The sequence below is a fragment of the Flavobacterium sp. P21 genome (assembly GCF_050632225.1).
In the GTDB taxonomy this organism is placed as follows: domain Bacteria; phylum Bacteroidota; class Bacteroidia; order Flavobacteriales; family Flavobacteriaceae; genus Flavobacterium.
The window spans coordinates 2,702,756-2,727,420 of record NZ_CP192585.1; the positions used below are offsets into that span (position 1 = coordinate 2,702,756).

A 24,665-nucleotide genomic window follows, 5' to 3' on the forward strand; every position below is an offset into this window, starting at 1 on the left:
ATAAAAATTTAATTATTTAATTGAAAATCAATTATTTGGTTTTTTAATTCACTACTTTTTTTGTTTAAAATTATAACTTGTACGATAACGTTTTAGTTTTACAATATTATTAAAAGGTACAAATGACTACTAGAGTATCTTGACTAAAATTGAATGCTAAATAATTAATAGTTATGTTTAAAAACGTTAAAACAATCGTTGTTTTAGTTTTATTGAGTTCATTCGGATTGAATGCACAAAATAAAGTTCCGGTTTATCTAGATGATAAAAAGCCAATTGATGAGCGTGTAGAAGATGCGCTTAAAAGAATGACAACTGACGAAAAAATTGCCATGATTCATGCGCAGTCAAAATTTAGTTCGCCAGGTGTAAAACGTCTTGGAATTCCAGAAAACTGGATGACAGATGGTCCTCACGGAATTCGTACGGAAGTAAAATGGGACGAATGGGATCAAGCAGGATGGACAAATGATTCATGCATTGCTTTTCCGGCGCTTACAGCACTTTCTGCAACTTGGAACAAAGAATTGGCTTCTTTATATGGGAAATCAATTGGAGAAGAAGCACGTTACCGTAATAAAAATGTACTATTAGGACCTGGTGTAAATATTTATAGAAGTCCGCTAAACGGAAGAAACTTCGAATATATGGGAGAAGATCCGTTTTTGACTTCAAAAATGGTTGTTCCTTATATTAGAGGAGTTCAGTCAAATGGAGTTGCGGCTTGTGTGAAGCACTTCGCATTAAACAATCAAGAAACAAATCGTAATACTGTAAATGTTGTAGTTGATGACCGTGCTTTATACGAAATCTATCTTCCAGCTTTTAAAGCGGCTGTGCAAGAAGGTGACGCATGGGCAATTATGGGATCGTACAACAAATACAAAGGACAGCAATGTTGCCATAATGAGTTTTTGCTAAACGATATTCTTCGCAAAGAATGGGGATTCAAAGGCGTTGTAGTTTCAGACTGGGGCGGCGTTCATGATACTAAACAAGCTATTTACAATGGTTTGGATATGGAATTCGGTTCTTGGACAAACGGACTTTCTTGGGGAACAAGCAATGCTTATGATAATTATTATTTGGCAAAACCTTATTCTGAAATGATTAAAAAAGGGGAAGTTGGAACTAAAGAATTAGACGAAAAAGTACGTCGTATTCTTCGTTTGGCTTTCTTGACTACAATGGATAAAAATCGCCCTTTTGGATCTTTTGGAACACAAGAACATGCTGATGCAGGCCGTAAAATCGCTGAAGAAGGAATTGTTTTATTGCAAAACAACAACAATATTTTGCCAATCAATCTTTCTAAAACTAAGAAAATTGCGGTTATTGGAGAAAATGCAATCAAAATGATGACAGTAGGAGGAGGAAGTTCTTCTCTTAAAGCGAGATACGAAATTACACCTCTTGAAGGATTGAAGAAAAAATTGGCAATCAAGCTGAAATCGTTTATGCTCGCGGTTACGTTGGAGATCCAACAAGCAACTATAATGGCGTTATAGCTAAAGTAAGTTTGGAAGAAAAACGTTCACCAGCAGAATTGACTGCTGAAGCTTTAAAAGTGGCTAAAGATGCAGATATCGTTCTTTTCATTGGAGGTTTAAACAAAAGTCCAAATCAAGATGATGAAGGACACGATCGTAAAGGATTGGAACTTTCTTATGGACAGGATGAGTTAATCAGCAAATTAGCGAAAGTAAATAAAAACATCGTTTTCATCAATATTTCTGGAAATGCTGTGTCAATGCCTTGGATCAAAGAAGTTCCGGGAGTTGTTCAAGGATGGTTTTTAGGAACTGAAGCAGGAAATGCTTTAGCAAATGTTTTAGTTGGAGATGTGAATCCGTCAGGAAAATTGACTTTCACTTTCCCAGTAAAATTAACAGATAACGGAGCACACGCTTTAGGACAGTTTCCTGGAGGTGATGAGGTTGTTTACAACGAAGGAATTTTTGTTGGATACCGTTGGGCAGACAAACAAAAAATCAAACCTTTATTCCCTTTTGGCCACGGATTAAGCTATACGACTTTTGCCTATGGAAAAGTTACTGCAGATAAAAAACAAATGACTTCAGGTGATAAAATTACATTCTCAGTTACTGTAAAAAACACAGGTAACCGTGAAGGATCTGAGACTGTACAACTTTATATCAGCGATTTAAAATCTTCTTTGCCTCGCCCGATAAAAGAATTAAAAGGTTTTGAGAAAGTTTCGCTTAAAGCAGGAGAAGAAAAAACAGTAACTTTTACAGTTGACAAAACTGCCTTAAGTTTCTTTGATGATAAAAAACACGACTGGGTTGCTGAGCCAGGAGCTTTTGAAGCTTTAATAGGTGCATCATCTACAGATATAAAATCTAAAGTGGGATTCTCACTTCAATAAGTTTTATTATTTCTAAATTGGTTGGTTTGTAAAGTCGCAAGTGTAAAAATTTGCGACTTTGCTTTTGATTAAAATTTTACCATTAAGATATTAAGACATTTAAGGCTTTATTTTCTTATTTTTTTTAACGGTAAGATTCATTAAGTCAGTCTTAATTTTCTTAATATCTTCATGGTTTAAAAAATAAAATAACATGAAAAAAATATACTTGCCGTTTTGACTTTATTTTTTGCGTGTAAAATCTCGGCACAAAGTTTAAATAAAATGCAATGGTTTAACGAACCTGAAAAATGGGAAATTAAAAACAATGCATTGATTATGAATGTGACTCCAAACAGCGATTATTGGAGAATTTCGCATTATGGGTTTACAGTTGATGATGCACCCTTTTATTATGCAACTTACGGCGGAGAATTTGAAGCCAAAGTAAAAATTACAGGAAATTATATTGCTCGTTTTGACCAAATGGGATTAATGATTCGCATTGACGAAAAAAACTACATCAAAACCGGAGTAGAATTTGTTGACGGAAAATTCAATATCAGTACAGTTGTAACGCATGATAAAAGTGATTGGAGCGTTACTACACTTGACAAAGCGCCACCATTTGTTTGGATTAAAGTTGTACGACGATTAGATGCAGTTGAAGTTTTTTCTCTTATGATGATAAAAATTACATCATGACCAGAAATGCGCCTTTGCAGGATAATACGCCTGTGATGGTAGGATTAATGGCCGCTTCTCCAGACGGAAATGGTTTTGAGGCTAAATTTGAAAATTTCACAGTAAAACATCTTCCAGACCAAAGAAGATTAGAATGGCTGAAAAACCATCAATAATTGTGAATTGTAAATTATCAATTATTAATTAAATTCACCATTAACAATTTATAATTAACCATTAATATGAATGACATTCAACCAAAAAAACATTATGAAATTCTCGACGGTCTGCGTGGCGTTGCCGCTATTCTAGTTGTTACTTTTCACATTTTTGAAACCTTTAGCGGAGGAAACCGATTCAAACAAATTATTAATCACGGATACCTTGCAGTTGATTTCTTTTTTCTTTTATCTGGATTTGTTGTCGCTTACGCGTATGACGATCGTTGGGAAAAAATGACGCAATGGGAATTCTATAAACGCCGATTAATTCGTTTACAGCCCATGGTTATTATGGGAATGATCATTGGTGCCCTATTTTATTATTTTCAAGCTTCAGATATATTATTCCCTATGATTGAGAATATGGAAGTTTGGAAAGTAATTGTAACAATGGTAGTTGGGTTTACGTTATTGCCAATTCCGCCATCACTTGAAATCAGAGGCTGGGGGAAATGCATCCTTTAGACGGTCCGGCATGGTCACTTTTCTTTGAATATATTGCAAATATCTTGTACGCCCTAATCTTTCGCAAATTTTCGAAAAAAGTGCTGTCAATTTTTGTATTGATATTTGCCGGACTGCTAATTAATTATCTTGTTTTTGGACCCAAAGGCGATGTAATAGGAGGCTGGTCTTTAAACCTAGAACAAATGAACATCGGGTTTACACGATTATTGTATCCGTTTTTTGCTGGTATGTTGCTTTGCCGTTTAGGAAAACTTATTCATTTAAAAGGCGCTTTTTGGATTTGCAGTATTTTGATTACCATTGTTTTGGCTCTGCCAAGATTTGGAGACGAAAACTCATTATGGATGAACGGTTTGTATGAATCTATCTGTATCATTTTGGTTTTCCCGTTGATTGTTGCAATTGGAGCAGGAGGAGAAATAAAAAATCCTTTTTCACTTAAAATATGCAAATTGTTAGGCGATATTTCATATCCAATTTACATTACACATTATCCGCTGATTTATTGGTACACGGTTTGGGTTGTAAACAATAAAGTTTCTTTAGAAGATGGTTTCCTTCCTGGAATTGCACTTTTAGTAGCAAGTATTGTTTTAGCGTATGTATGCTTGAAATTATATGATGAACCCGTTAGAAATTGGCTTCAGAAGAAATTTCAAAGTAACAGAGGGACAAAGTAACAAAGGCGCAAAGTGACAAAGGCTCAGAGGAAAACTTTGCATCTTTGGAACTCTGTTGCTTTGTAACGAAAAAGAAAAATATTGAACTTCTAATTTGTTAGTTATAGATATTCAAAAAAGGGATAAACAATTAAGTTTATCCCTTTTGTATTTTATAAGGATTGAAAAGAACTTTGTCTCTTTGTTGCTTTGTCCCTTTGCATCTTATTCCAAAACCAACTCTCCTAAAGCTTCTTTACTAAAACCTTTCAATTGATCTGTTTGTCCAGCTTTGATTTTTGCAACCCAATTTGGATCTGATAAAAGCGGTCTTCCAACGGCAACCAAATCAAAATCACCTCTGTCGAAACGTCTGTTTAATTCTTCTAAAGAAGTTGGTTCAGAACTTTCTCCGGCAAAAGCGCCAAAGAAATCGCTAGAAAGTCCAACAGAACCCACAGTAATTGTTGGTGCTCCAGTCACTTTTTTCGCCCATCCAGCAAAGTTCAAATCAGAACCTTCAAATTCAGGTTCCCAGAATCTGCGTTGTGAAGCGTGAATAATATCAACCCCAGCATCAACAAGAGGAGTAAGCCAAGCTTCTAATTCCTGCGGATTTTTAGCCAATTTATAATTGTAATCAGAAGGTTTGAATTGAGAAAAACGCATGATAACTGCGAAATCATTTCCAACTTGTTTTCTGACTTCTTTTACAACTTCAATCGCAAAACGATTACGCTCTGGCAACGTTTTTCCGCCATAAATATCTTCACGTAAGTTTGTTTCAGCTCTAAAAAATTGGTCAATTAAATAACCGTGCGCGCCGTGAATTTCGATAGTATCAAATCCTAATCTTTTAGCATCAGCGTGACTTTTCCAAAAGCAAGAATGGTTTCTTCAATATCTTTTTCAGTCATCGCAACACCATTTCTAAAATCAGGACGATTTAATCCAGACGGACCTTCAAAAGGAACAGGAGGAACCCATCCAGAATGATGATTATCCATAATTCCCATATGCCATATTTGCGGTCCCATTTTTCCGCCAGCGAGCATGAACTTCGTCAATCACTTTTTTCCAACCATTTAAAGAAGATTCTCCATAAAAATGAGGAACGTTTGCATCGTTTGATGATGAAGGTCTGTCAATAACAGTTCCTTCAGATAATATTAAACCAACTTCTCCTTCAGCTCTTTTTTGGTAGTAAGTCGCTACATCATCACTTGGAACTCCGTTTGGAGAAAAAGAGCGCGTCATTGGCGCCATTACGATTCGGTTTTTCAGGTTTAACGATTTTATGTTAAACGGTGAAAATAGGTTGTTTGTACTCATAGTAATTTTACAAATTAGATTGAATTAATTTACTAAGTGCTTCAAAGGCACCTTCGTTGCGTTTATAATAAGTCCATTGCCCAACACGTTTGGCTTCGATGAAACCAGCGCGCTGTAAAATAGATAAGTATTCAGATACTGTAGATTGTGTCAAACCTGCTTTGGCCTGAATTTGTCCGACGCAAACGCCGTGTTCAAATCCGCCATGTTCCAGCTGACCTGGAAAGTTAATTTCGGGTTCTTTCAGCCATTCCAGCATTTGCAGTCTGGACTTGTTTGAAAGTGCTTTAAAAAGTTCTATATTTTCCATGATGCAAATATATCGACTTTTCCCGATATATCAATTAAAAAGAGTAATGTTTAGGATTTTTTTGTGATTGGAGCTGAATGTTGAATTCAAAAACAAGAATTTTATTAAAGAAAATTGATTTGAAATTTCTTTGATTTTGTTAGTTGATCTTAATAATTATAAAAAACTGATTTGTTAATCAAGAAGATCCGAACAATATGCTTGTGTATTATTATAAATGTTTTCAAGATACTAGTTCAATGTATTTGATTTTTGTAATGTCATACCTTTCAACATACCATAAGATTCTCCATGTATCAGTAAGAGTAATTGTATCAATAACAGACATTATGCTTTCATTATTTATATCTTGATTTATGTATAAATTAACACCATCATATTCTATTCTAAAATTTGCAAAAGCTATATATCTATTTACTCCTATTTGAGTACCATTTTTATACCAATAAAATTTGACCCTTGTAGTTGTCGGCTCTAGCCATGCCCTAATTTCATAATTATCACCTGATGCTATGTTAATCAGTTTAAACACAGTTTTAAAAGTTTGTGGAACAGAGCTTTTCAAAACATAAGGACTTTCTGTGACTGAAAAATGAATCCTGAATTTTTTTGTTGGATCAATTGCTTTTGTCCATCTAGCACTCGAAATCGTTGCAATATTTTGAAGCAACATTGAACCTTCTAAATTTAAGTTAGGGGTCTGAATAATGGTGTCCCAATCTGCCAAAACGGGCTTATAAATTGTTCCTAAAACAACTAACATCTTGCCTATAAAAGTTGAAGTTAATCCATTATTCAAAATGACATCAAAATAGCCTTCAGTAGGGCCTGTTGTTACATTAACATGAACTTCGTTATCATTAATGAATGTAATATAATTTACTGTTTGTCCGGTAATTGTAACTGTCATAGTTGGAGTGAAAAAAGCACCTTTTAAGATGACTTTACCCGTATTTGAAGGCAAAGGACTATCAGCAATTAAAGATTCTAAAAATGGCGCAGGAAATGATGAAATACTATACATTTTTAAATTACCATTAGCATCTGTTCCTAATACTCTATTCGTTGGCGATTGTCCATCATTTCGTGTTGAGAGATAATTACTCAATTTGATGTCCTTATTTAAGAAATCAGTAATTTCTATAACATTTGAAGCTGTAATCGCCGGTTGTCCAACACCAAAAGAACGACTTCTTAAGTTTAATTCAAATGTTCGTCCTGTATCGCTGGTTGTGTATTTTACAATTTCGTTAGGTCCAACGACGAGTACAGGATTCAAGGCATTAATATAATTTACAAATCCTGTAATGTTTTGGGTCGCTAAAGCAGTTGATGCAATTGTCTTTACTGTAGTAACAACATTTGATATTCCAGAGAGTTTTGTAATTTCTTCGGCATTAATTAGTCTTTCGCCTGGAGCTTTATCAACTTTGGTATTTTGCAATGTTTTACCCATTTCAGCAGTTAAAGCCTTTGTAGTTCCGCCGGAAGTTAGGTTGTTGACCAGAATAGTGTCCAAAGAAGCTTTTACATCTTCAATTGCATCGACTAATTTTTGAATTGTATTTAAGTTGAGGTTATCTGAAATTAATATAGCATTAATGTTGTTGATAAGGTCTTTTAAGATTTTACCTTGCCTTGCGTCTAAAGCTTTGCCCGCATCAGTATAGTCAAGGGCGTTGTAATTGTCGACTTTTATAGCGTTAATGTCAGTAAACTCTAATTCTCCACTATTGTCTGTGGTTAAAATTTTATTTGGCTGATTTGTTTCCAAATCTGCCACTTTTATTCTGTTGTAGTTTGTGCTCATTTTTTTTATTGGAAATTTAAAATTTATGCTGTATAGTTTAGTTAGAGATTATTTATGCCAATTTTGCCAAATTGAAATTTGAGGCTTTATCGAATAATATATTCGTAAATTATATTTTTAAATCAAACTGCGACCAGCAAGCCCTTCGTTGTAGATAAACAAAGCTTGTTCAGGTGTTACGGCATTATCATATATATAATATTCACACATTTTTCCTAATAATGGAGCAAAACCAAGATTCCAAGAGGCTTGCCCTAGTATTAATGGTGTATTTGTGTTTGATAGTGATGTAAACGTTCCTATATCTGATGAAGTGGTTGATATTTCAATACCATTGGCATAAATATGTAATCCGTAACCATTATTAGTATTATTATATGAGAAAATTATGTTTGTCCATTTATTTAAAAAGGAATAATTACCTGCTTTACGATGAATGTAAGAAGTTTTACCTCCATTGTTAAATAGACCTGCGAACAATTCTCCATTTACAATACCGCATTGATATTCTAAATTATCAGAATCATTTCTTTTGTTGAGGAACCAAGATATATTGCCATAAACAGAAGCATCGAATCTTATTGCTGATAAATTAAGCCAAAAAGACATTGCAAATTTTTTATTAACAAATGATATTGAATCATTATCAGGTATTACAATTCTGTTTTTATGAGTGATTGAATTACCAAAATTTGCGCAATTACCAATCACACCACCCGATACATAAGAAATACCAAAGTCAGTTCCATTTAATCCCTTTATTAAATCATTGCTATTACTTTGTAATGGATAGTAATGTTTAATTTTTAGATTTTTTTAATAATATAGCGGATACTCTCCTCATATTTTTAGTTATTAAAAAAGACATTTATTTTTAATCCAGAATAAGTAGTGTTTGATGCCACGATAGTTATAAAATTAATTGAGCTATCTGCTAAGTAAGAGCCAAAGTTTTTTATTGTATTAGTGATGGAAAGACTCTGTGTAGTTAGACTGTTTACTTCATAAGTTCGGGTAATTGACCTACCAACTGCAGGCATATTTGTAAATGTCCATATTGTATTTCCGGTCAAAGTAAATTTCCCATGAGCAAAAGAATTAAAGTCGATATTTACACTTCCTGCCATAGAAAGATTTTCCATTACAGTGCCATAAATTTTTTCTTCTAATAAATTTTGAGCACCAACCTGAATTTCTGCAAGTTTTATCTGTTCGGCTATAGTAATTAAGCGCTCCCCAGAAACTTTATCAACTTTGTTGTCAATTAAATCCTTTAAAACTTTTCCTTGTCTCGCATCTAATGCTTTTCCTTGTTCGGTACAATCTAATGCATTGTAATTTTCAGTTTTTAGATTATTTACATTCATAAATTCTAATTCGCCAAATGAATTAGTACTTAAAATTTTGTCTGGCTCATTTGTTTCCAAATCGGAGACTTTTATTCTATTATGATTAGTGCTCATTTTGTGGTATTTTTAATAGTTTTTTGAGGATATAAATAATCTTTTTGGAGTTTTATCCTCCAAAAAGATTATGATTTTTTATGAAGATCGACCTATTACTGTTACAGTATTACTGTAAGGAGAAGTGTATCCATTAGAATTAATTCTAATTTGATATGAATATGTTACATCATTTGATAATTTATCATAATAAAAGGTATCTGTTGATGTTTGTAAAAGCATAGGAGTTCCGCCATTTATACTACGATATAATTGATAGGTTATGGCTCCTGGATCTATAAAATTTGGCCACTGAAGCGTCATGGTCTCGCCTCCATAATAGGCATATTGCAATGTTGGTACGGTTGGATTTGTTATTGGGGCTATTGTACATACTCCTACATTATTAGCATATATCTGCGCATTAGCATCTAACCAAGCAATTGCTTGGTTATTTGCATCTAATACGCTTTCATTCGAAACAAATTGATTCGCATAGGCGGTAAGTGTTTCATCACTGCCGACATATCCCGGGCCACAGTTGTTTTTGGCAACGATTTTAGTTTGTTTGGAATTATAAAATCTTGCGCCTGGAGGGCAATTCGCAGTGTCTAGAAAAGGAGCAATATAATCTGGATCTGTAACTACATTTGGTTTCGTTTCTCCAGTTGATGTGTTGTCATCTGTATAGTATCTTTCTAATGTTTCAAAAGATTTGTATCCTGTATTTTCCATAATTTAATAAGTTATTACAACCTTCGCTGTCGAAGTGTCTTTATCGTATGTTATGTATCCAATATTTGTTACCTGATCAATATCATTTACCCATGAAGGTGGTTTAGGAATATTTTTAGAAAAAGTAAGCTGTTGTACCTGTGAGCCTCCCACGTTGATAAAATCATATTCTGCATCTATTTTTTGCATTGTTCCTCCTGAATAAGTTGTAATTTCAACATCAATATTACCTGTTCCAATTTCTTTGAACCAAGTCTACGACCATTCTCACGGGAATTGATTTTAATGAAGTATAATCAATGGTAAGTTTATTGAAATTGATTAGACAAGCTTCGATTCCATTCTCTTTTTGATTGTCTCCAGCAAACATAATATACGATTGCATAGCTGTGCTATTATTTGGTAATTCAGTACCATTACCATGACCAAATCCCATATATTTGTTATCCCATTCAGTTCCAGTGCTAACAAATCCAGTGAAGGTATCCAAATCTCGACCTGCACCTAATGCCCATTTGTATCTGATTATCATATAATCAAAAGGCAGTAAAGTTGTAGATGGTTCAAGTATACAAGAAGGATTTTCTCCTCGCCACGCAGTAGTTCTAATAACGCAAGTTCCAATATTGTTTGCATAAGCTTGTGCATTTGCATCTAACCAAGATTGTGCTTGTTCATCCGCATCCGCAACACTTTCAGTAGAAACAAACTTATTAGCAGGAGCAGTCAAAGTAACCAGATTTCCCACTGTTCCTCGGGAGCAATCATTCTTTTTTACGGCTAAAGTTTTTTCAGTATTATAATAAACCGATGTTCCTTCTACTGGAGTATATTGATCTATGTATGCAAAAGGTTTGTATGATGTGTTTTCTTCCATATTTATTTTAATAAAGAATAGTTATTTGATTGAATATTCATTTAAAATCTATAAATGGATATTTATTAAATAGGTGTTACTGGCCAAACAACCGTTGCTAAATCTTCCAAATCAGTCAGATCTCTTAGTTCTTGTCTGTAATTTTTCCAAGCTGTTTTTTCTCTTCAGAAAGAGGCGCATCTTCTATTTGCGTCCAATCGCTTTCGGTTAATAATGAATTTCTTTTGGCTCTTAAATTTTCTAAAAGCTCTTCTTTGTTTTGAACAAAAGGAGAAAATGTATGTTTGCCTTCAATTACTTTATAATTTTTAGATAATGCTTGTTGCCATTCTTCTTTGGTTAATTCGACATTAGGTTGAGGAATATTTTCATGAATTCCAACAACATAAAAACCTGTGTATTCTCCGTTTTCGTTATAAGTTCCTTTATACATAATTTTTATTTTTTCAATTTATGATTAATAGCCAATTGCAAACATATACCCGTAATTTCCATCAATAAGGGCATAATAATTACTCATAGTAATATTTGCTACGTGATTATATCCCCTGCTTCCAGAACTTGTTCGTAAAGTAGATACCATAACGCTCAATGCGCCATTTGGCCAAGCTAGGGGAAGTTATATGTATTAGCATTATTAAATAAATAGGCCCACTGTAATATTAAGCCATTGCTAAATTTTTGATATCCTCCTGTGAAAGGAACTCCTGAAATAAAATGATCGGCATCATAATCAGAGCCAGGAGAAGTTGATACGGAACCGTCTGCCATTAAAAACTGGCTTGAAGTTCCTCCAGTTTTAATAAAGGTTTTAGCTTCAACTGCTTCAGTAAAAGTTTTATTTCCTCCAATTGTTTGAGCTGTTGTTAAATCGACATATTTGGTATTCAGTTCTAAATCGGATAGAGTGACAGTGCTTTTGTACCAGTAGTCAACTTCAATATTACGATCGATTATTACCTCTGAAAATGTAATAACCCCATTGTTGTAATCGACAGCATAATCTTTGCCTGCACCTTCTCTAAGCAACTGACCATTTTTATAAATTCTGACGCTGTCTTTTACTGGGATTTCTTTTAGAGTGATTTTATCGTTAGTAAAAGTATCTTCGTCAAAATTTTCTTTGTAAGGAATAGATAAACTACCAAGAATTGGATTAGAATCAGCTCCTTCAGGTTCAGTATCAAAATTTTTAGACCAGTAATTTATTTCAATATTTCGACCATTTATCGGAGCATTAAAAGTAAGTACACCGCTGTCGTAGTTTAAATTATAATCATTAATTTCTTTTAATAATTGTCCGTTTTTATAGACTTTAACGCTGTCTGGGATGGGAGAAGAATCCAGCTGAATGGATGTTCCTGAAAAGTTATCTTGAAATTCTTTATAAGGAACATAAGAATTGCCAGCAATAATTCCCGCATTTTGAAAAGTCGCTTTTAAAAGCGCTGGAGTGATGTAGTGCTGATTATCTGTTCCTGTTTCGACCATTTGAAAATCGGCTTTGTCATCATTTTTATGAACGAAATTGTCAAAAATTTCTACGAAATCAAGGTGCGATGGAATGTCTCCATTATTGAATTTGTTGTGAAAGTCATTTCTGCTTGTTGCCATTTTTATTTAGTTTTATTTCTTGCTTAAATGTTTGTATGAGTCCTGAAGTCAATACCAATGAAATTAAATCATTGGTATTGTCAGTTTTTTAAAGAGTTAGGATTTTTTCGTCAATGCTAAGCATACCAGATGAATTTTCTGAGATTACTTTAAAATGATGGTAGATTCTGTCACCGTCTTCATTTTTAATAATCAATTCATCAGTATTTAATTTCGTTTGCTGAAGCGGTAAGGCAATATTTTCAAGATTTGTTGAAACTTCATGAATTTTATCCCAATTTCCGTGACTGTTCATTTTGTATAAATGATATTTACCATTATAAACTGTTTTTTCCCAATTGAAAATTATAGAAGAGAATATTTCTCCATTTGTTCCCGAGACAGTTCCAGAAGCTTCTAAAACTGGAGATTCAGGAGAAATACTATCAACAATAACTGTAGCTGTAATTTTTGACGGCTGTGAAGGAGCATAATCAATATTTACAACTGGATTTTTTGTTGTTGATTCCGGATCTGCATATTCAATTTGTTTAGAAACCGTAATTCTGTAAAAAAGGCCATCTCCAAAAGGAACTTCTTCTAAATCTTCAAAATCATCATAAACAGTCCAGACATTGTCAAAATCAGCAGATAAAGTATCTTCATCAATTACAATTTCTTTAGCCAGTTTCATTGTTCTTATCGACTGAGCTTCAAGCATTGTTGTGGCACGATGAATATTAATTTTTCTGATTTTATATTCTGGCTGATATGTATTTAACTCGATCTGAACAGCAGGCTTAATTCCTAATACTTTATTCTCAAGAATTGGCATAATTCTTTTGATTTCAGGAGTTTTAGGTGGAGTAGAAGCGACTAATTTTACAGGCCCTAAAAGATTACTGAACGGCCCAAAGTTCATTTTAATGTCCATTTCGCGAACAGCGTAGAAGTAAATATTCTGTGAATTTCCATCCAGATTAAAATCGGTAAATTGTACTCTGTTTTCAGTTTCATTTACAATTTTCATCATTGGAGCAATATCAAAATCATCGTCAGTTGGTTTTAACGCATTTCCGTTTTTATCTTTAATGATCTGTTTTTTATTAACAGGAACATAGTCATTGCCTTTGATATGCTCATAAATTACAGGAACTTCCGTTAATGGAACAAAAGCATTATAAATGGCTTGTTCAATAAAATAAACCGCTAACATTGGCTCCTGTACTGCTTGAGAAATTAAAACCTGATTTAATGATGTAATGGAGGTTATTGTATGCTCTTGTGTACCTTGTGTTTGATTATGCCATTTGATAAAGTCGTTGATCAGTTCTATTAATTCATCATTGTCAGGTAATGGAAACTGAAAATTTTCTTCGGATGTAGTTTTTGGAAAGACGTCGTATTGACCTCTTGTAGCAAGTCCGTTAAAATCTATAAAATCTGCCCATCGTTTGTTGAAATCAATTTCATCATTTCCGCCCAATTTGTTCAATTCTTCTCGGATTGTAGTTACAGTTGTCGGTTTGTATAAAACATTCAGTAAATCTTCTTCATTTGCTCTGTAATGCAATAATCCATAAGGTTTTCGGTCTTGTTTATACTTGGTAGAGAAAGTAAAAGTCGAACGATTGTAAAAATCTGGACGAGTTGCATACAAACTTCCACCGATAATTTCTTCAGGTTTTTCAGTCTTCTCCACTTTGACAGCGTACATTGGACAAGGAATACTAATTTTTGATTTGTAACCGATCTCTGGTTTTGAATGTGTACTGATTCCGAAAATTGAATAATGTGTACTTTCATTTTCCCTTGGAAGAATATTCTCTTCAGTAATTCCCGAAACAGGATCTGCGTACAGATAAACCTTGTAACTAGGATAATAGTTTGCAGATTGAGATACGTAATCATTATCATAATCTCGCAGTCCGTTTTCTGGGTTAAGACCATTTTTTGCCCCAAAAATTTCATCATAATCAGCGACCATTGTTTGCGAAGCATAGTTACCAAGTTTAAAATCTGGATCATCGATATACAAGACTAAATCTCCCGTTGCGCCAATGTTTTCTGTTTTATAAACTTTAAACTCTTTTCTTGATTTTACAGGAACAGGATTTCCTTCTTGATAGGCATTTTTTGTAAACAACCTCACAATACCATTTGACCATTCTACAGCGTTTTCTTTCTGCGATTTAAATTGAGGATGCTGAGGTAAATTGAAGTTTTTGAAAATGATTTTATACAATCCTAAATGTTTCTTCTCATCTAATGGAATCAGATCGCCTTCGTCATTTGCTTTATACGTTCCATTTTCATCCATTTCATAGGAATTCTCAAAAAATCTTTCAACAACAACGTCATTCCAAACACCTCTTGTTTTTTCTAACTGTAAATTCCTTCCGTTTGGACTTAGATGTTCAATAACTTCTCTATGAATTGTATTTAAACTCTCAGGATAATTAATTGTGAAATCAATTTCAGGCTGATGCCAGTTTGTGGCTGTCTGCATATTTTGCACCAGTGTACACAATCTGCTTTCAGGAACTTTGATATTTTGAATCTGTTCAGAATCGATTGTTGCATCTCCATTAGCATGAAGTTTGTCTGTTACTTCTTTTTCAGTACTTCAATTAGGGCGTAATCAAAAACTTGATTAGAGTTTCCATCTGACTTGAATTTAACTTCGATATTTTTAATGATATAATTTTGATCTCCAATCGTTAAAACTCCTCTTTCAAATCTTGTTTTGTTAGTATTGTCTAATCCAATTTTAACTTGCTGGCCACTGCTTATAATTCTATATTCTCTTATTTTTACGATTGAAGTAAGATTGTCAACACTGTCATTATCAATGCTTTCAATTTCACCATATTCAACTTCAGGAAGTCCATCTTTATAATACAGTTTAAAATGATCTGCCAATATTTCTTTGTCATCAGGAAAAATAGATTCTTTGGTCTTGGCTTCCACTACAGACATTTCTTTTGGAACAGGATAACTTAACAATTCCTGAGCAGAATAATAATCAAACATGATTCTGACCAATGTTTTATCAGGTCCGGTAATCTTGTCTAATAGTTGTTGTTCTGATTGAGAAGTAAACTGCAACGGCTTTTCTTCTGTAACCAAAAGCGCATTCATATTGCTCGGTGGCATTAAATTATTGGCAGGTTTAATATCCGATTTAATGCTGATTTGACGTCCTGATGTTGCTCTCGAGAAAATATTAATTCCGTATCCTTGATAGATATAGGTGTTTTCTCCTGTTTCTTCCTGAATGGCATTTAAAACTGATTTCCCAGACTCAGGAATATTAATCGGAACAGTTTCAAATTCTGATTCTTTTAGATTTTGATTGACACTTTTGTACTCAATATCATGCGATAATTCTGGACTTTTCCATGTTTTTTCGGAATCAATTTTATGATCAATTCCTAAATAGACAGGAAAAGTAAAGTTGCTTCCTTCATATTCTAAAGAAGATTTGAAAAAGTCATTTTTTGAGTTAGGATTGACAATATCATAATCCATGACATCATCCATAAATAAACTCACAAATCGTTTCTTTCCATCAAAACTATAACCTTCAGGATCTGTAATTCTGTTATTTGGATTTTCATCCGAATCAACATTTAATCCAGGAACAATTTTATTTAACTGAATTGGAAGAGGCATACGCTCAGTATTGATAGAAGTTGGAATACTCATTGAAAGATGTTGTACTTCTTTTCCATCAATGTCTTCTTCTAAACTTCCAAAAGTGGTGTATTCTGTTAAATAAACATATTCTCCATCATAAACTTCCTCATCAATATCTAAACATCCTAAACCTAGCATACGTGCAACGTGATAATCGTTCATGACAATATTTAAAAGATCCAGATAAGATATGTTGGTTAAATTTTCAGCGTATTGCTGTACTTCACCATCTTTTGGATCATTAATTGGTACGCGATCACCAAAAGGAATATCTTTTTCTGCCTTAGGATTGCCTGATTTACTTAACTCAATATATTCCAGTACAATATCCTTGATGTTTTCATCAGTAATATCATTTGCAACTGTTGGTCTGTTCCATTTTGCTTTGTAATTTTTAGTGTTTACATATTCGTCATCATTGAATTTTAACCATTTTCCGTGAACAGCGTTTAATTTTGGCTCTAGTTGTTCAAAAACTTTAAAATCATCTGTGGCAAGACCATATTTTCCTTTTAAAGTCCAATCTCCGTTGATATTAGCATGAGTAATGAAATCAGAATAAAACTCAAATTGAATGGCATTTAATGAGCAATTATTAGCTTTAAATCGAATGCTTCTTCCATTTTCAGCAACTACACGAATCTTAGTGTTTAATTGTGCAGAATCATATGTTTTACGACTACTGACATTTTTAGAAGCTGTGATTTTGTTTTCAGCAACCGATAAAGTTTCTAGTTTTACACTTTTTGAAGTATTTGAAGATGAAAAATCTAATTCGGTCGCAAAGAATAAATCGGTTTTGGTTTCAATCTCAATTAAGCTGTTTCCATAAGCCTGCATAAAAGCTACAGGATTTGTTAATGGATCGATGCTAAGTTTAACCGATTTATATTTCTTATCATCTTTAAAATTAACATAAACAGATCTTTGCGGATTTGCTGTTTTATAAATCCAAAGAGCTTTTTTGTTGTCAACAACATTTGGGTTGTCAGTTAAGTTTACAGTTTGAGCGATTTTGGTATAAGGTGCTCTGTAAACTTTTACAAAATCATCCGGTTTATTAAAACTAGAATTTGAATTTTCTCCATCGAACAGTTCGCCTTTTGGAAGGTGATTTTCTCCTAACTTGCCATTCAGCATCCATCGAAGATGAATTCCTTTTGTACTGTCAATTCCTCTTGAACCTGCGGTGGCAATTTGTAAATAGCTTGATTGCAGATTTGTTTTGTCTGGAGTAATCTCAATGGTTGATGATTCTCTGCCGATATTAAAATTAATGCTTATTCCTAAAGGATTAAAGACATCGCTTAAATCTACAGGTGTTGAAAAATGACCGAATACTAAAGGTTTCCCTTCAATTCGGATTGGAACTTCAACTTCAGATTTCCCTAGAATTGTTACCGAATTGTCAAGCTTAAAAATAAGCCCGTTTAGATTTTTTCTTTATGAATTTTTGTTCCGCCACTTAAAGTCAGTGGAACACGGCTTTTGTTTTTTAGAATTAAAGTTCCACATGATTTACTAATTCTAATTCCTTTTTGTAAAGAAGGATAAACCAAATTATCCTCAATAATGCTTACGTTAGGAAAACAACCAATTTGTAAATCTGATAAGTTAGTTGCAAGTCTGTTTAATTCAATTCCTAAAGTACTGAAATCGGGAACTCTGATATAATCTGAATCTAAGGCAGAAATCTGATCATTTTTTAAAACTGGTGTTCTTTCTAAGAAGTTTGTCAGTGGTGTTGTTAGTTCTTCAATAGTATCAAACGAGCTTGTGACTCCGTACACAAAAACTTTCGAAGTTAGATTCAACTCAGTAAACAGATTTTTTAAAAATTCAGAATTATTGACTTGCAGACCGTCAGTAACTACAAAAACGATATCTGGAGTAACAGATAGATTTTTAACAACATTTAAACCAGAAGCCCAATAATCTGATTGTATGCTTTGATTTCCTAGACCATATAAATTAATCCAATCAATAAAATCCTGACTATTACTTGAAATTTTTTTCTGGATAACGTTATCGGGTCTAACAGCGGTATCGCTGTTAGACATTCCGATTAACGAAAGTGTAATATTACTTTGTGCCTGAGAATTGATAAATGAAGTTAGCCCGTCGCGAATTTGCTGTGCTTCGTTTCCATTGATCGAACCAGATTCGTCGACTACAATTGCTACATAAGTGGCACAGCCCGAGAGCTGGCTTTCCTGAAGATTTATAGAACTCATTTTTTTCTTATTTTTTTAAAGATTTGTATTGTATATTGGCAGTATCTGCGTATCAATAATGTTTGTTAAAGGACTACTTCCTTCATTATTCCACATTTTGTATTTAAACCTGATTTTCAAGTTTTCTATTCCAGAAATGATTTTGCTGTCATGCATAATCAAAGCTTGAGAGTAATCTTTTGAATGCAGTACACTGTATCCAGATATTGGATTTCCTAGTTCATCTAAAACAGAAATACTATCCTGAATTTCTTCTAAAGGCATTTTTGGAATATTAAAAGGCTCTGGGTTTCGAACTAAAAGTGCTATCGTTGCTCCAGTATTCGTATCAATAATTCTATTTATCTCAGTACCCTGTGCAGGATCAAGAGGAGACAGTTTTAAGATTCCTTCAGTCGCACGATCAAATAAATGCTGATATTTTGTAGCCATTGAATCGCTCAATGCATTTGTAGTATTATCAATTTTAGGAGCGATTAAGTAATGCAGAGCATCAATACGTTCCTGATCCAGATTAACATTCACATCATATAAAGCTTCTTTAGTTTTTTCTTCATTCACAAAATAACTCTGAACTTGTTCTTCAAAATTTTTGTAACGCGAAGTCTGGAATCCGAATTGATGCACGAGGATATTTTTGCTTTCGCTTGAAATTCCTATTTGAGCGCCATCAAAGAAGTTGTTTACCAAAACGGTATAAAGTTTAGACGGTTTTAAATTGGTTAAAGTTGTTTTGTATTTTAATGATTTTGGTTTTAAAGGTTGTCCTAAATCTAGAATGCATCGCATTGTAGAAGGATCTTCAATAAAATTGTTCAGCATTCTAACCCCTAATGGAATTCTAGGATCATTATCATCAGTCCATTCTTCGCTATTATCTTTTTCTATCGATTTTGGATAAACAGGCTCTTCTTGACCTTCTTCCAATGGTTCTATTGGATATTTAATAAGAAGATCTGTCAACGGATCTTTGATGAAAAGATTAAGTTTTCCTTCAATCTCAGGTCTTTCCGTTTCGTATTCTGCCCAATTCTTAAACATGTGAGAAGTATAAGTACTTGTAAAGAATAAAGAAATATCACATTGCTCATTGCCATAAAATGAAGGTTTAGACTGTAATAAACTTCCGTCTGCATTTGGATAAGAACGATTATAATCCAGATAATTTCTTAATGAAGTCAGCGGAGATTTAGATAATGCTGTCAATTCGTTTTTCGCCGGCGGATTTTGAGGATCAATTGCTTCAGAATCCTTAACAGGAAAGTGGCCAATTGGTCCAAGCGTTTTAAATCCATAATAATATTTAAATTCTACAGGATTCTTTTTATTATCGTCAACTGTATCTGTTAGAGTAAAATCCAAACAATACGTTGTATTTGGTCTCCAGATTGGCTGTACTGTTGTCTGAATAGCATTTTTCATCGCTTGATACTGTTCTTCTACAGCAGGAATATCCAAAATGGTTTTATTATGATAATACTCTTCTTTGCTAAACCAATCTATACTCTGAATATAAGTCGTATAATCAAGTTCCGGATCTTCTGCATTTTCTAAACTTGAGCAAATGATAGCATCAGTTGAAATGATTTTAGATTCTTTTAGATTTCTTCTAAAATCTAAACCATTGATTAAATCCAATGCTGTATAATTGACACTTCCGCTTGTTAAAGCAGTTGTTGTAGAAATTACAGAAACCTGTTCGGCAGGATGCAAAGAACAGTTATCAAATGCATCGCTAAATAATGAGAAATAAACGCCTTTTTCTTTTGGTTTGCTGGAAAGCATCAAAATTTCATTTACAGACGGTTCATTTTGAATATGAATGATTGAAGCATCAGCAACATTTGTTTCTCTCTTAATTAATCTTGCTTGGGTTAAAGTCTCATTCAATACAAACAAATAATGCGTATTATAAGCCACAACCGAATAATCATTTAATGTTTGATTTGATAAATACACTGCCGAATCGAAAATGCTGTCATTTTTTACTAATGAAAGAGTGTTTCCATCAATTTGTGCCAGGGCAAATTTGCCATTCGATAATTTTACTGAGAGCAATGTTTTGTTATTCGCGATTATGGCATCGACAATCTCAGCTACTTCTGCTGAAGAAATTATTTTTGTATCTGTTGCTGAAATTACTTTTGACGCATTGTCGATATTTAAACGGATAAGCTTTTTATCCTTCGTAATCAAACTAAATTCATTCTCATTATGCTGAAGAACTCTAATTACTTCTGAGTTAATTTTAGAACGATAAACTACAGTTCGGTCGCTTCCTTTAATCCAACTAATTTGCGTTTCATTTGATGCTATATTGTTAATCCAAAGAAGGTCACTATTTGCTAATGGCAATATTTTGTTGAAACCTAAAGAATAGGTATTCGAATATTGTGTCCCTAAAATCGGATTTAATTCTTCATCCATTTCAATAATTGCTGTTGAATCAATAGGAGAGAGACATCCTACAATAAAGTCAAGATCGATTGTTGCTTCTCCAATTCCTTTGCATTGTTCTGCATTCAGAGCTTGAGTTACAATTAAATTATCATTTACAACTTGAAGAGAAGTTACAATTCCGTTAATCAGACGCTCTCTAATAATAGTACCATCAGAATTGACTTGCAACAGAATGGTAGTTTTAGCATTCTCTTTTGGATGGAATGTAATTACATACGAATCATTAAATTTGATTACCTGATCAAAATCATATAATGCGCTTCCATTATAGCCATAATAATGCGTAAAAGTCAATGCATTAGGATTGCCTCCAGAATTAGCATTTTCATTTCCAGCGTCCAATTTCAGGATTGCCAAGTCAGCCATAAGCGAATTGTATGTAGCAATTTTTACAGGATCTGTCAATGTAATTTCAGTTTCTCCTGTTAAATCACCATAAGTATCATCAAATAATGACGCAATTTCGTTTCTGATTTCTTTAATGCGTTTTGCTTTTGCTGAAAGTGGACTAATTACAATTTTATCGATTTTTTCTTCTGACTATCAATTTCTTCAGTATATAAGGTAATCGCACTTAAAAGTTCTGCTTTCGTATAAGTTTGTTCGTCAGAAAACAGACCACCTGTCTTAGTTTTACTAAAGTTTACAGGCGCATATGATACTAATTTATCAGCATCTTCAAAAGTCGCTGTATAAGCAGTAACTTTTACTTCTTTTGCCTGAGTTGTTAAATTTAATTCTGGATCAATTGCTGATTCAGGGAAAATAATTTCCAATTCGTTGTCATTTCTAAAAGACAATGATCGGTTATAACCAAAAGTATTTTCATCAGTTGTGATACTCATGAAATCGCCACCTTCAAGCTTATAGTTGTCAACAATTACTGGAAGTTCTCCAATAAGTTTGAAAAACAATCCATTGATTTTGTCAGCTTCGTACTGCATTGGTACATAATAGCGAGTTCCAATTTGTTTGTTAAGGAAATTCATATGCTGTTTTTCGGTTTCAGTTGCCGCGCAGAACAATTTTGTAGACGTAATTCCCAATTGTTCAGGAACATGCCATCCAGGTTCTGCCGCACTTAAAAACGAAAACGGATTTGTCGCCAATACTCGAATAGAATCATATTGGTCAATTGCTTTTTGCCAATGTGCCCAAGGCAATTTCTTTAATTCCTCATTTCTTTCAATATCTTTTACAACGGCTTCAAAAGGATTATAATCTGCCCATTCAGAGCCATTCCAAGATTTCAAATTGATTGATTTGATTCCGTATTCGTGTTTAACCTGACGCAATTTTCGACCCGCTTTGGATGTTCCTTCAGGAGGCATCATATCGGTGTAGTTTTTAGCTTCACCAGTATATCCACCCACTTTTTTAGATAATTCGGCATTAGGTATTAATCCTTTAGCCATTTTAATATCGATATAAGTATCTAAAGGGATAATTGTAGTAATCAGCTGATGTTTAGGCATTCCTTGACTATCAAATTTTTCTGGATCATAATTTTTTCTCCAGCCGATTTGAAATAATCCAAAGCAAATGCCTGATTAGTCAACATATGAACCCCTTTGACATTTTCTAAGGTTCTGTCATCTTCACCATCTCCAACAGTTCCTTTTGGAAGCGGACTGTATGGCGTACGGTCAATAACTCGGTTGAGATCCCATTGCAGTTCGATAGTAAAGTTTTTACGTAATTTAATTATACCAATTTTTACGCGAACGCTCAATTCTAATTTGGCATAAATCAAGAAAGGCTTAAATGATTCTACGGAGAATATGGTATTTAAAGCGATTTCGACATTAATGATTAAAAGCTTGATTTGAATTCCTCCGCCTGCTGTAATATAACCACCCATTTGAGGGCGTTTGAATGAGATTTTCCCACCCATTTCCAGATAAGCCCATAATTTGACTTTGGCTGGACCAAAACTCTGCTCCAGTTTAAAATCTAATCGTGCTCCGGCTTCAATTCCTTGAGCAGAAAGCATGATAAAAGATTTTGCGGTAAATAAGGTTAAAACCTCTGCTGTGATTGGTTTATCTTTTGTTCCGAAATTAACATACCAAGGTTTCTGATTTTTAAAGAAAAATCCAGCTTCTAATAGTGCAGTAAGTTTAAATATCTGACCACCATCTTTTGGAATGCTGAAATCTGCTCCGGTCGCTAATTCTAAAGAATCATCACCAAAGGCAACCATAGCAAAGAATGGCGGATTGCTAGGATCATCTTCAATAAGACCTAATCTTCCTGAAATAACATTCAGTCCTGCTTCAATATAAAATAGAGTAGGTAGAGACAATAAAAGCATAGCTCTCAAAGACAATACATGTCCGCCATCAGCAACAGTTCCAAAAGTGGCTCCAGCACCAATAGAAAATGGAGTATTGTACTGCATTGAATCTGGCGGTCCGCTGAATTTTTTAAGATTGATACCCGGTTTTGGATGTTTATAATACTCATACCAAGAATCGTCTTTTGTAAGTCCGACAGCTTCTTTGGTGGCGACATATCTAAATCCTAATAGACCTCTAAAGGCATTAATAGCTAAAAATCCAAGCGGAATAGGAACAGGCAACTCAATACTTGCATCAATTAAGAAAGCTGGATATTTTGGCATAAAACTCATGCCGACACTTCCTGAAATTTTTGCTTTTGGAAGTTTTAATGAAACCTCACCGGTAAATTCTTTAGATTTTCCTGGTTCAGGAAGCGAAATCATACCATGAATAATAGCCATAGCCGAAGCCTCTGTAGCAGTTCCTGGAATAATTAAATCGACTTCGATAGTTTGGATTCTTAAGAAAGAATCGCCATCGCCTTCGGTGCTGTAATAAAATTTAACCCCTTCACCACGAGCATCAACTCCAAGCGGATTGACACTGATTGCACCATCAAATCCCCAGAAATTATACTTACGGCCGTTAAATTGGGTTGAACCAAAATTGATATTCGTAACCGCCATCTGAACCGGACCTAAATTAACCGAAAGGCTGACAGGAATAGGAATAGATCCTCCTTCAACTTCAATATTTCCATCGCTGTAAACGCGCAGTTTTTCAACTTCAAAACCTTTTCCTTTTAATAGATTTCCCATTAAAGAATCTTGAAAAGAAACATAACAAGAGGTTCCTAAATAATAATCCTCATCTTGTTTTCCAAGCTCTAAACTGTGAAAATCAAGGTTTACTAGATTGAATAAATTGGCTTTTGGTTTATTGTCTTTATTGAAAGAAGCTGTAAGGTTGAAATCACCATCGTCGAATAAATGCCCTTCAATACCAACTTTTAATGGTTTTTGATCCTCTCCTTGAAGTTTTGGAATTTCTAAAGAACCTTTAATGTTAGAATTAACAACTTTGTTTTGTTTGAAAGTAATATCAAATTTGTTGAAACCTACTTTGAAACCTTTTTCCTCAGAACCAATAGTTTTCCAAAGCATGTTTTCTTCTAGTTCAGATAAAAATGTCTGATAATCTAAAGCATTTTCGAAAGAGTAATCTGTGCCAGCATATATTGTTGAAGAATTTAATTCAGCTTTTGTTTTTAATGCTAATGGAAATTTAAATGTATAAGGCAACTTGGCCGTATATAATTTTTGTAAATAGACCAATAGGGCGGGATAATCAGCAATTTCTTTTTCATTTACAACACCATTTACTTCGTCTTTTTCAAACATTGTAATAGGGTAGTAGAAATCGAATTTGTCATTAAAATAAGTGAACGAGCCATTTTTTGGTTCAGGAACAGTTTCCAAATAGATATTTCCA

At 33.7% G+C, this 24,665-nt stretch carries 14 protein-coding genes and 5 pseudogenes; 3 read left to right on the plus strand and 16 right to left on the minus strand.

Translation table 11 applies throughout. From position 1 onward, the window contains the following. Window positions 1–173 precede the first annotated feature (173 nt). From ACQ9BO_RS13390 to ACQ9BO_RS13400, 3 pseudogenes are all read left to right on the plus strand, one after another. Window positions 174–2,389: pseudogene (locus ACQ9BO_RS13390) on the plus strand (glycoside hydrolase family 3 C-terminal domain-containing protein). Between the two features lie 264 nt (window positions 2,390–2,653). Then, window positions 2,654–3,228, plus strand: a pseudogene (locus ACQ9BO_RS13395) (DUF1349 domain-containing protein). A 66-nt stretch (window positions 3,229–3,294) separates the two neighbouring features. Then, a pseudogene (locus tag ACQ9BO_RS13400) lies at window positions 3,295–4,421 on the plus strand (acyltransferase family protein). A gap of 204 nt (window positions 4,422–4,625) precedes the next feature. On the opposite strand, the pseudogene ACQ9BO_RS13405 reads toward ACQ9BO_RS13400, so the two are convergent. From ACQ9BO_RS13405 to ACQ9BO_RS13480, 16 genes and pseudogenes are all read right to left on the minus strand, one after another. Beyond that, window positions 4,626–5,732 (minus strand): annotated as a pseudogene (locus ACQ9BO_RS13405) (NADH:flavin oxidoreductase). A gap of 7 nt (window positions 5,733–5,739) precedes the next feature. Then, entirely contained in the window at window positions 5,740–6,042 is a 303-nt protein-coding gene (locus ACQ9BO_RS13410; RefSeq protein WP_073414322.1) for an ArsR/SmtB family transcription factor, read from the minus strand. Between the two features lie 223 nt (window positions 6,043–6,265). Then, entirely contained in the window at window positions 6,266–7,852 is a 1,587-nt protein-coding gene (locus ACQ9BO_RS13415) for a hypothetical protein (RefSeq protein ID WP_431241121.1), read from the minus strand. 117 nt (window positions 7,853–7,969) lie between these two features. Next, window positions 7,970–8,563, minus strand: a complete 594-nt coding sequence (locus tag ACQ9BO_RS13420; protein WP_431241122.1) for a LamG-like jellyroll fold domain-containing protein — start codon at window positions 8,561–8,563, stop codon at window positions 7,970–7,972. A 137-nt stretch (window positions 8,564–8,700) separates the two neighbouring features. After that, window positions 8,701–9,315, minus strand: a complete 615-nt coding sequence (locus ACQ9BO_RS13425; RefSeq protein WP_431241123.1) for a hypothetical protein — start codon at window positions 9,313–9,315, stop codon at window positions 8,701–8,703. 78 nt (window positions 9,316–9,393) lie between these two features. Continuing rightward, the gene (locus tag ACQ9BO_RS13430; RefSeq protein WP_431241124.1) at window positions 9,394–10,029 is read right to left on the minus strand and encodes a DUF5977 domain-containing protein; all 636 of its coding nucleotides are present in this window, start codon (window positions 10,027–10,029) and stop codon (window positions 9,394–9,396) included. Window positions 10,030–10,032: 3 nt separating this feature from the next. Next, a complete protein-coding gene (locus ACQ9BO_RS13435; protein ID WP_431241125.1) occupies window positions 10,033–10,182 on the minus strand; it encodes a hypothetical protein in 150 nt (49 codons plus the stop codon). A 73-nt stretch (window positions 10,183–10,255) separates the two neighbouring features. Further along, window positions 10,256–10,906, minus strand: coding sequence for a DUF5977 domain-containing protein (locus ACQ9BO_RS13440; protein WP_431241126.1), 651 nt, complete (start codon window positions 10,904–10,906; stop codon window positions 10,256–10,258). A 65-nt stretch (window positions 10,907–10,971) separates the two neighbouring features. Continuing rightward, window positions 10,972–11,339: pseudogene (locus ACQ9BO_RS13445) on the minus strand (tail fiber assembly protein). Window positions 11,340–11,515: 176 nt separating this feature from the next. Then, on the minus strand, window positions 11,516–12,520 hold the full coding sequence (locus ACQ9BO_RS13450) for a hypothetical protein (RefSeq protein ID WP_431241127.1): 1,005 nt from the start codon (window positions 12,518–12,520) through the stop codon (window positions 11,516–11,518). A gap of 88 nt (window positions 12,521–12,608) precedes the next feature. Further along, on the minus strand, window positions 12,609–15,008 hold the full coding sequence (locus ACQ9BO_RS13455; RefSeq protein WP_431241128.1) for a hypothetical protein: 2,400 nt from the start codon (window positions 15,006–15,008) through the stop codon (window positions 12,609–12,611). Window positions 15,009–15,106: 98 nt separating this feature from the next. Beyond that, the gene (locus tag ACQ9BO_RS13460) at window positions 15,107–17,338 is read right to left on the minus strand and encodes a hypothetical protein (protein ID WP_431241129.1); all 2,232 of its coding nucleotides are present in this window, start codon (window positions 17,336–17,338) and stop codon (window positions 15,107–15,109) included. A gap of 290 nt (window positions 17,339–17,628) precedes the next feature. Next, the gene (locus ACQ9BO_RS13465) at window positions 17,629–18,432 is read right to left on the minus strand and encodes a hypothetical protein (RefSeq protein ID WP_431241130.1); all 804 of its coding nucleotides are present in this window, start codon (window positions 18,430–18,432) and stop codon (window positions 17,629–17,631) included. Between the two features lie 15 nt (window positions 18,433–18,447). Then, window positions 18,448–21,297, minus strand: a complete 2,850-nt coding sequence (locus ACQ9BO_RS13470) for a hypothetical protein (RefSeq protein ID WP_431241131.1) — start codon at window positions 21,295–21,297, stop codon at window positions 18,448–18,450. Window positions 21,298–21,404: 107 nt separating this feature from the next. Then, entirely contained in the window at window positions 21,405–22,367 is a 963-nt protein-coding gene (locus ACQ9BO_RS13475; protein ID WP_431241132.1) for a hypothetical protein, read from the minus strand. Continuing rightward, window positions 22,349–24,652, minus strand: coding sequence for a hypothetical protein (locus ACQ9BO_RS13480; RefSeq protein ID WP_431241133.1), 2,304 nt, complete (start codon window positions 24,650–24,652; stop codon window positions 22,349–22,351). Before ACQ9BO_RS13480 ends, ACQ9BO_RS13475 begins: the two co-directional genes overlap by 19 nt. Window positions 24,653–24,665 lie beyond the last annotated feature (13 nt).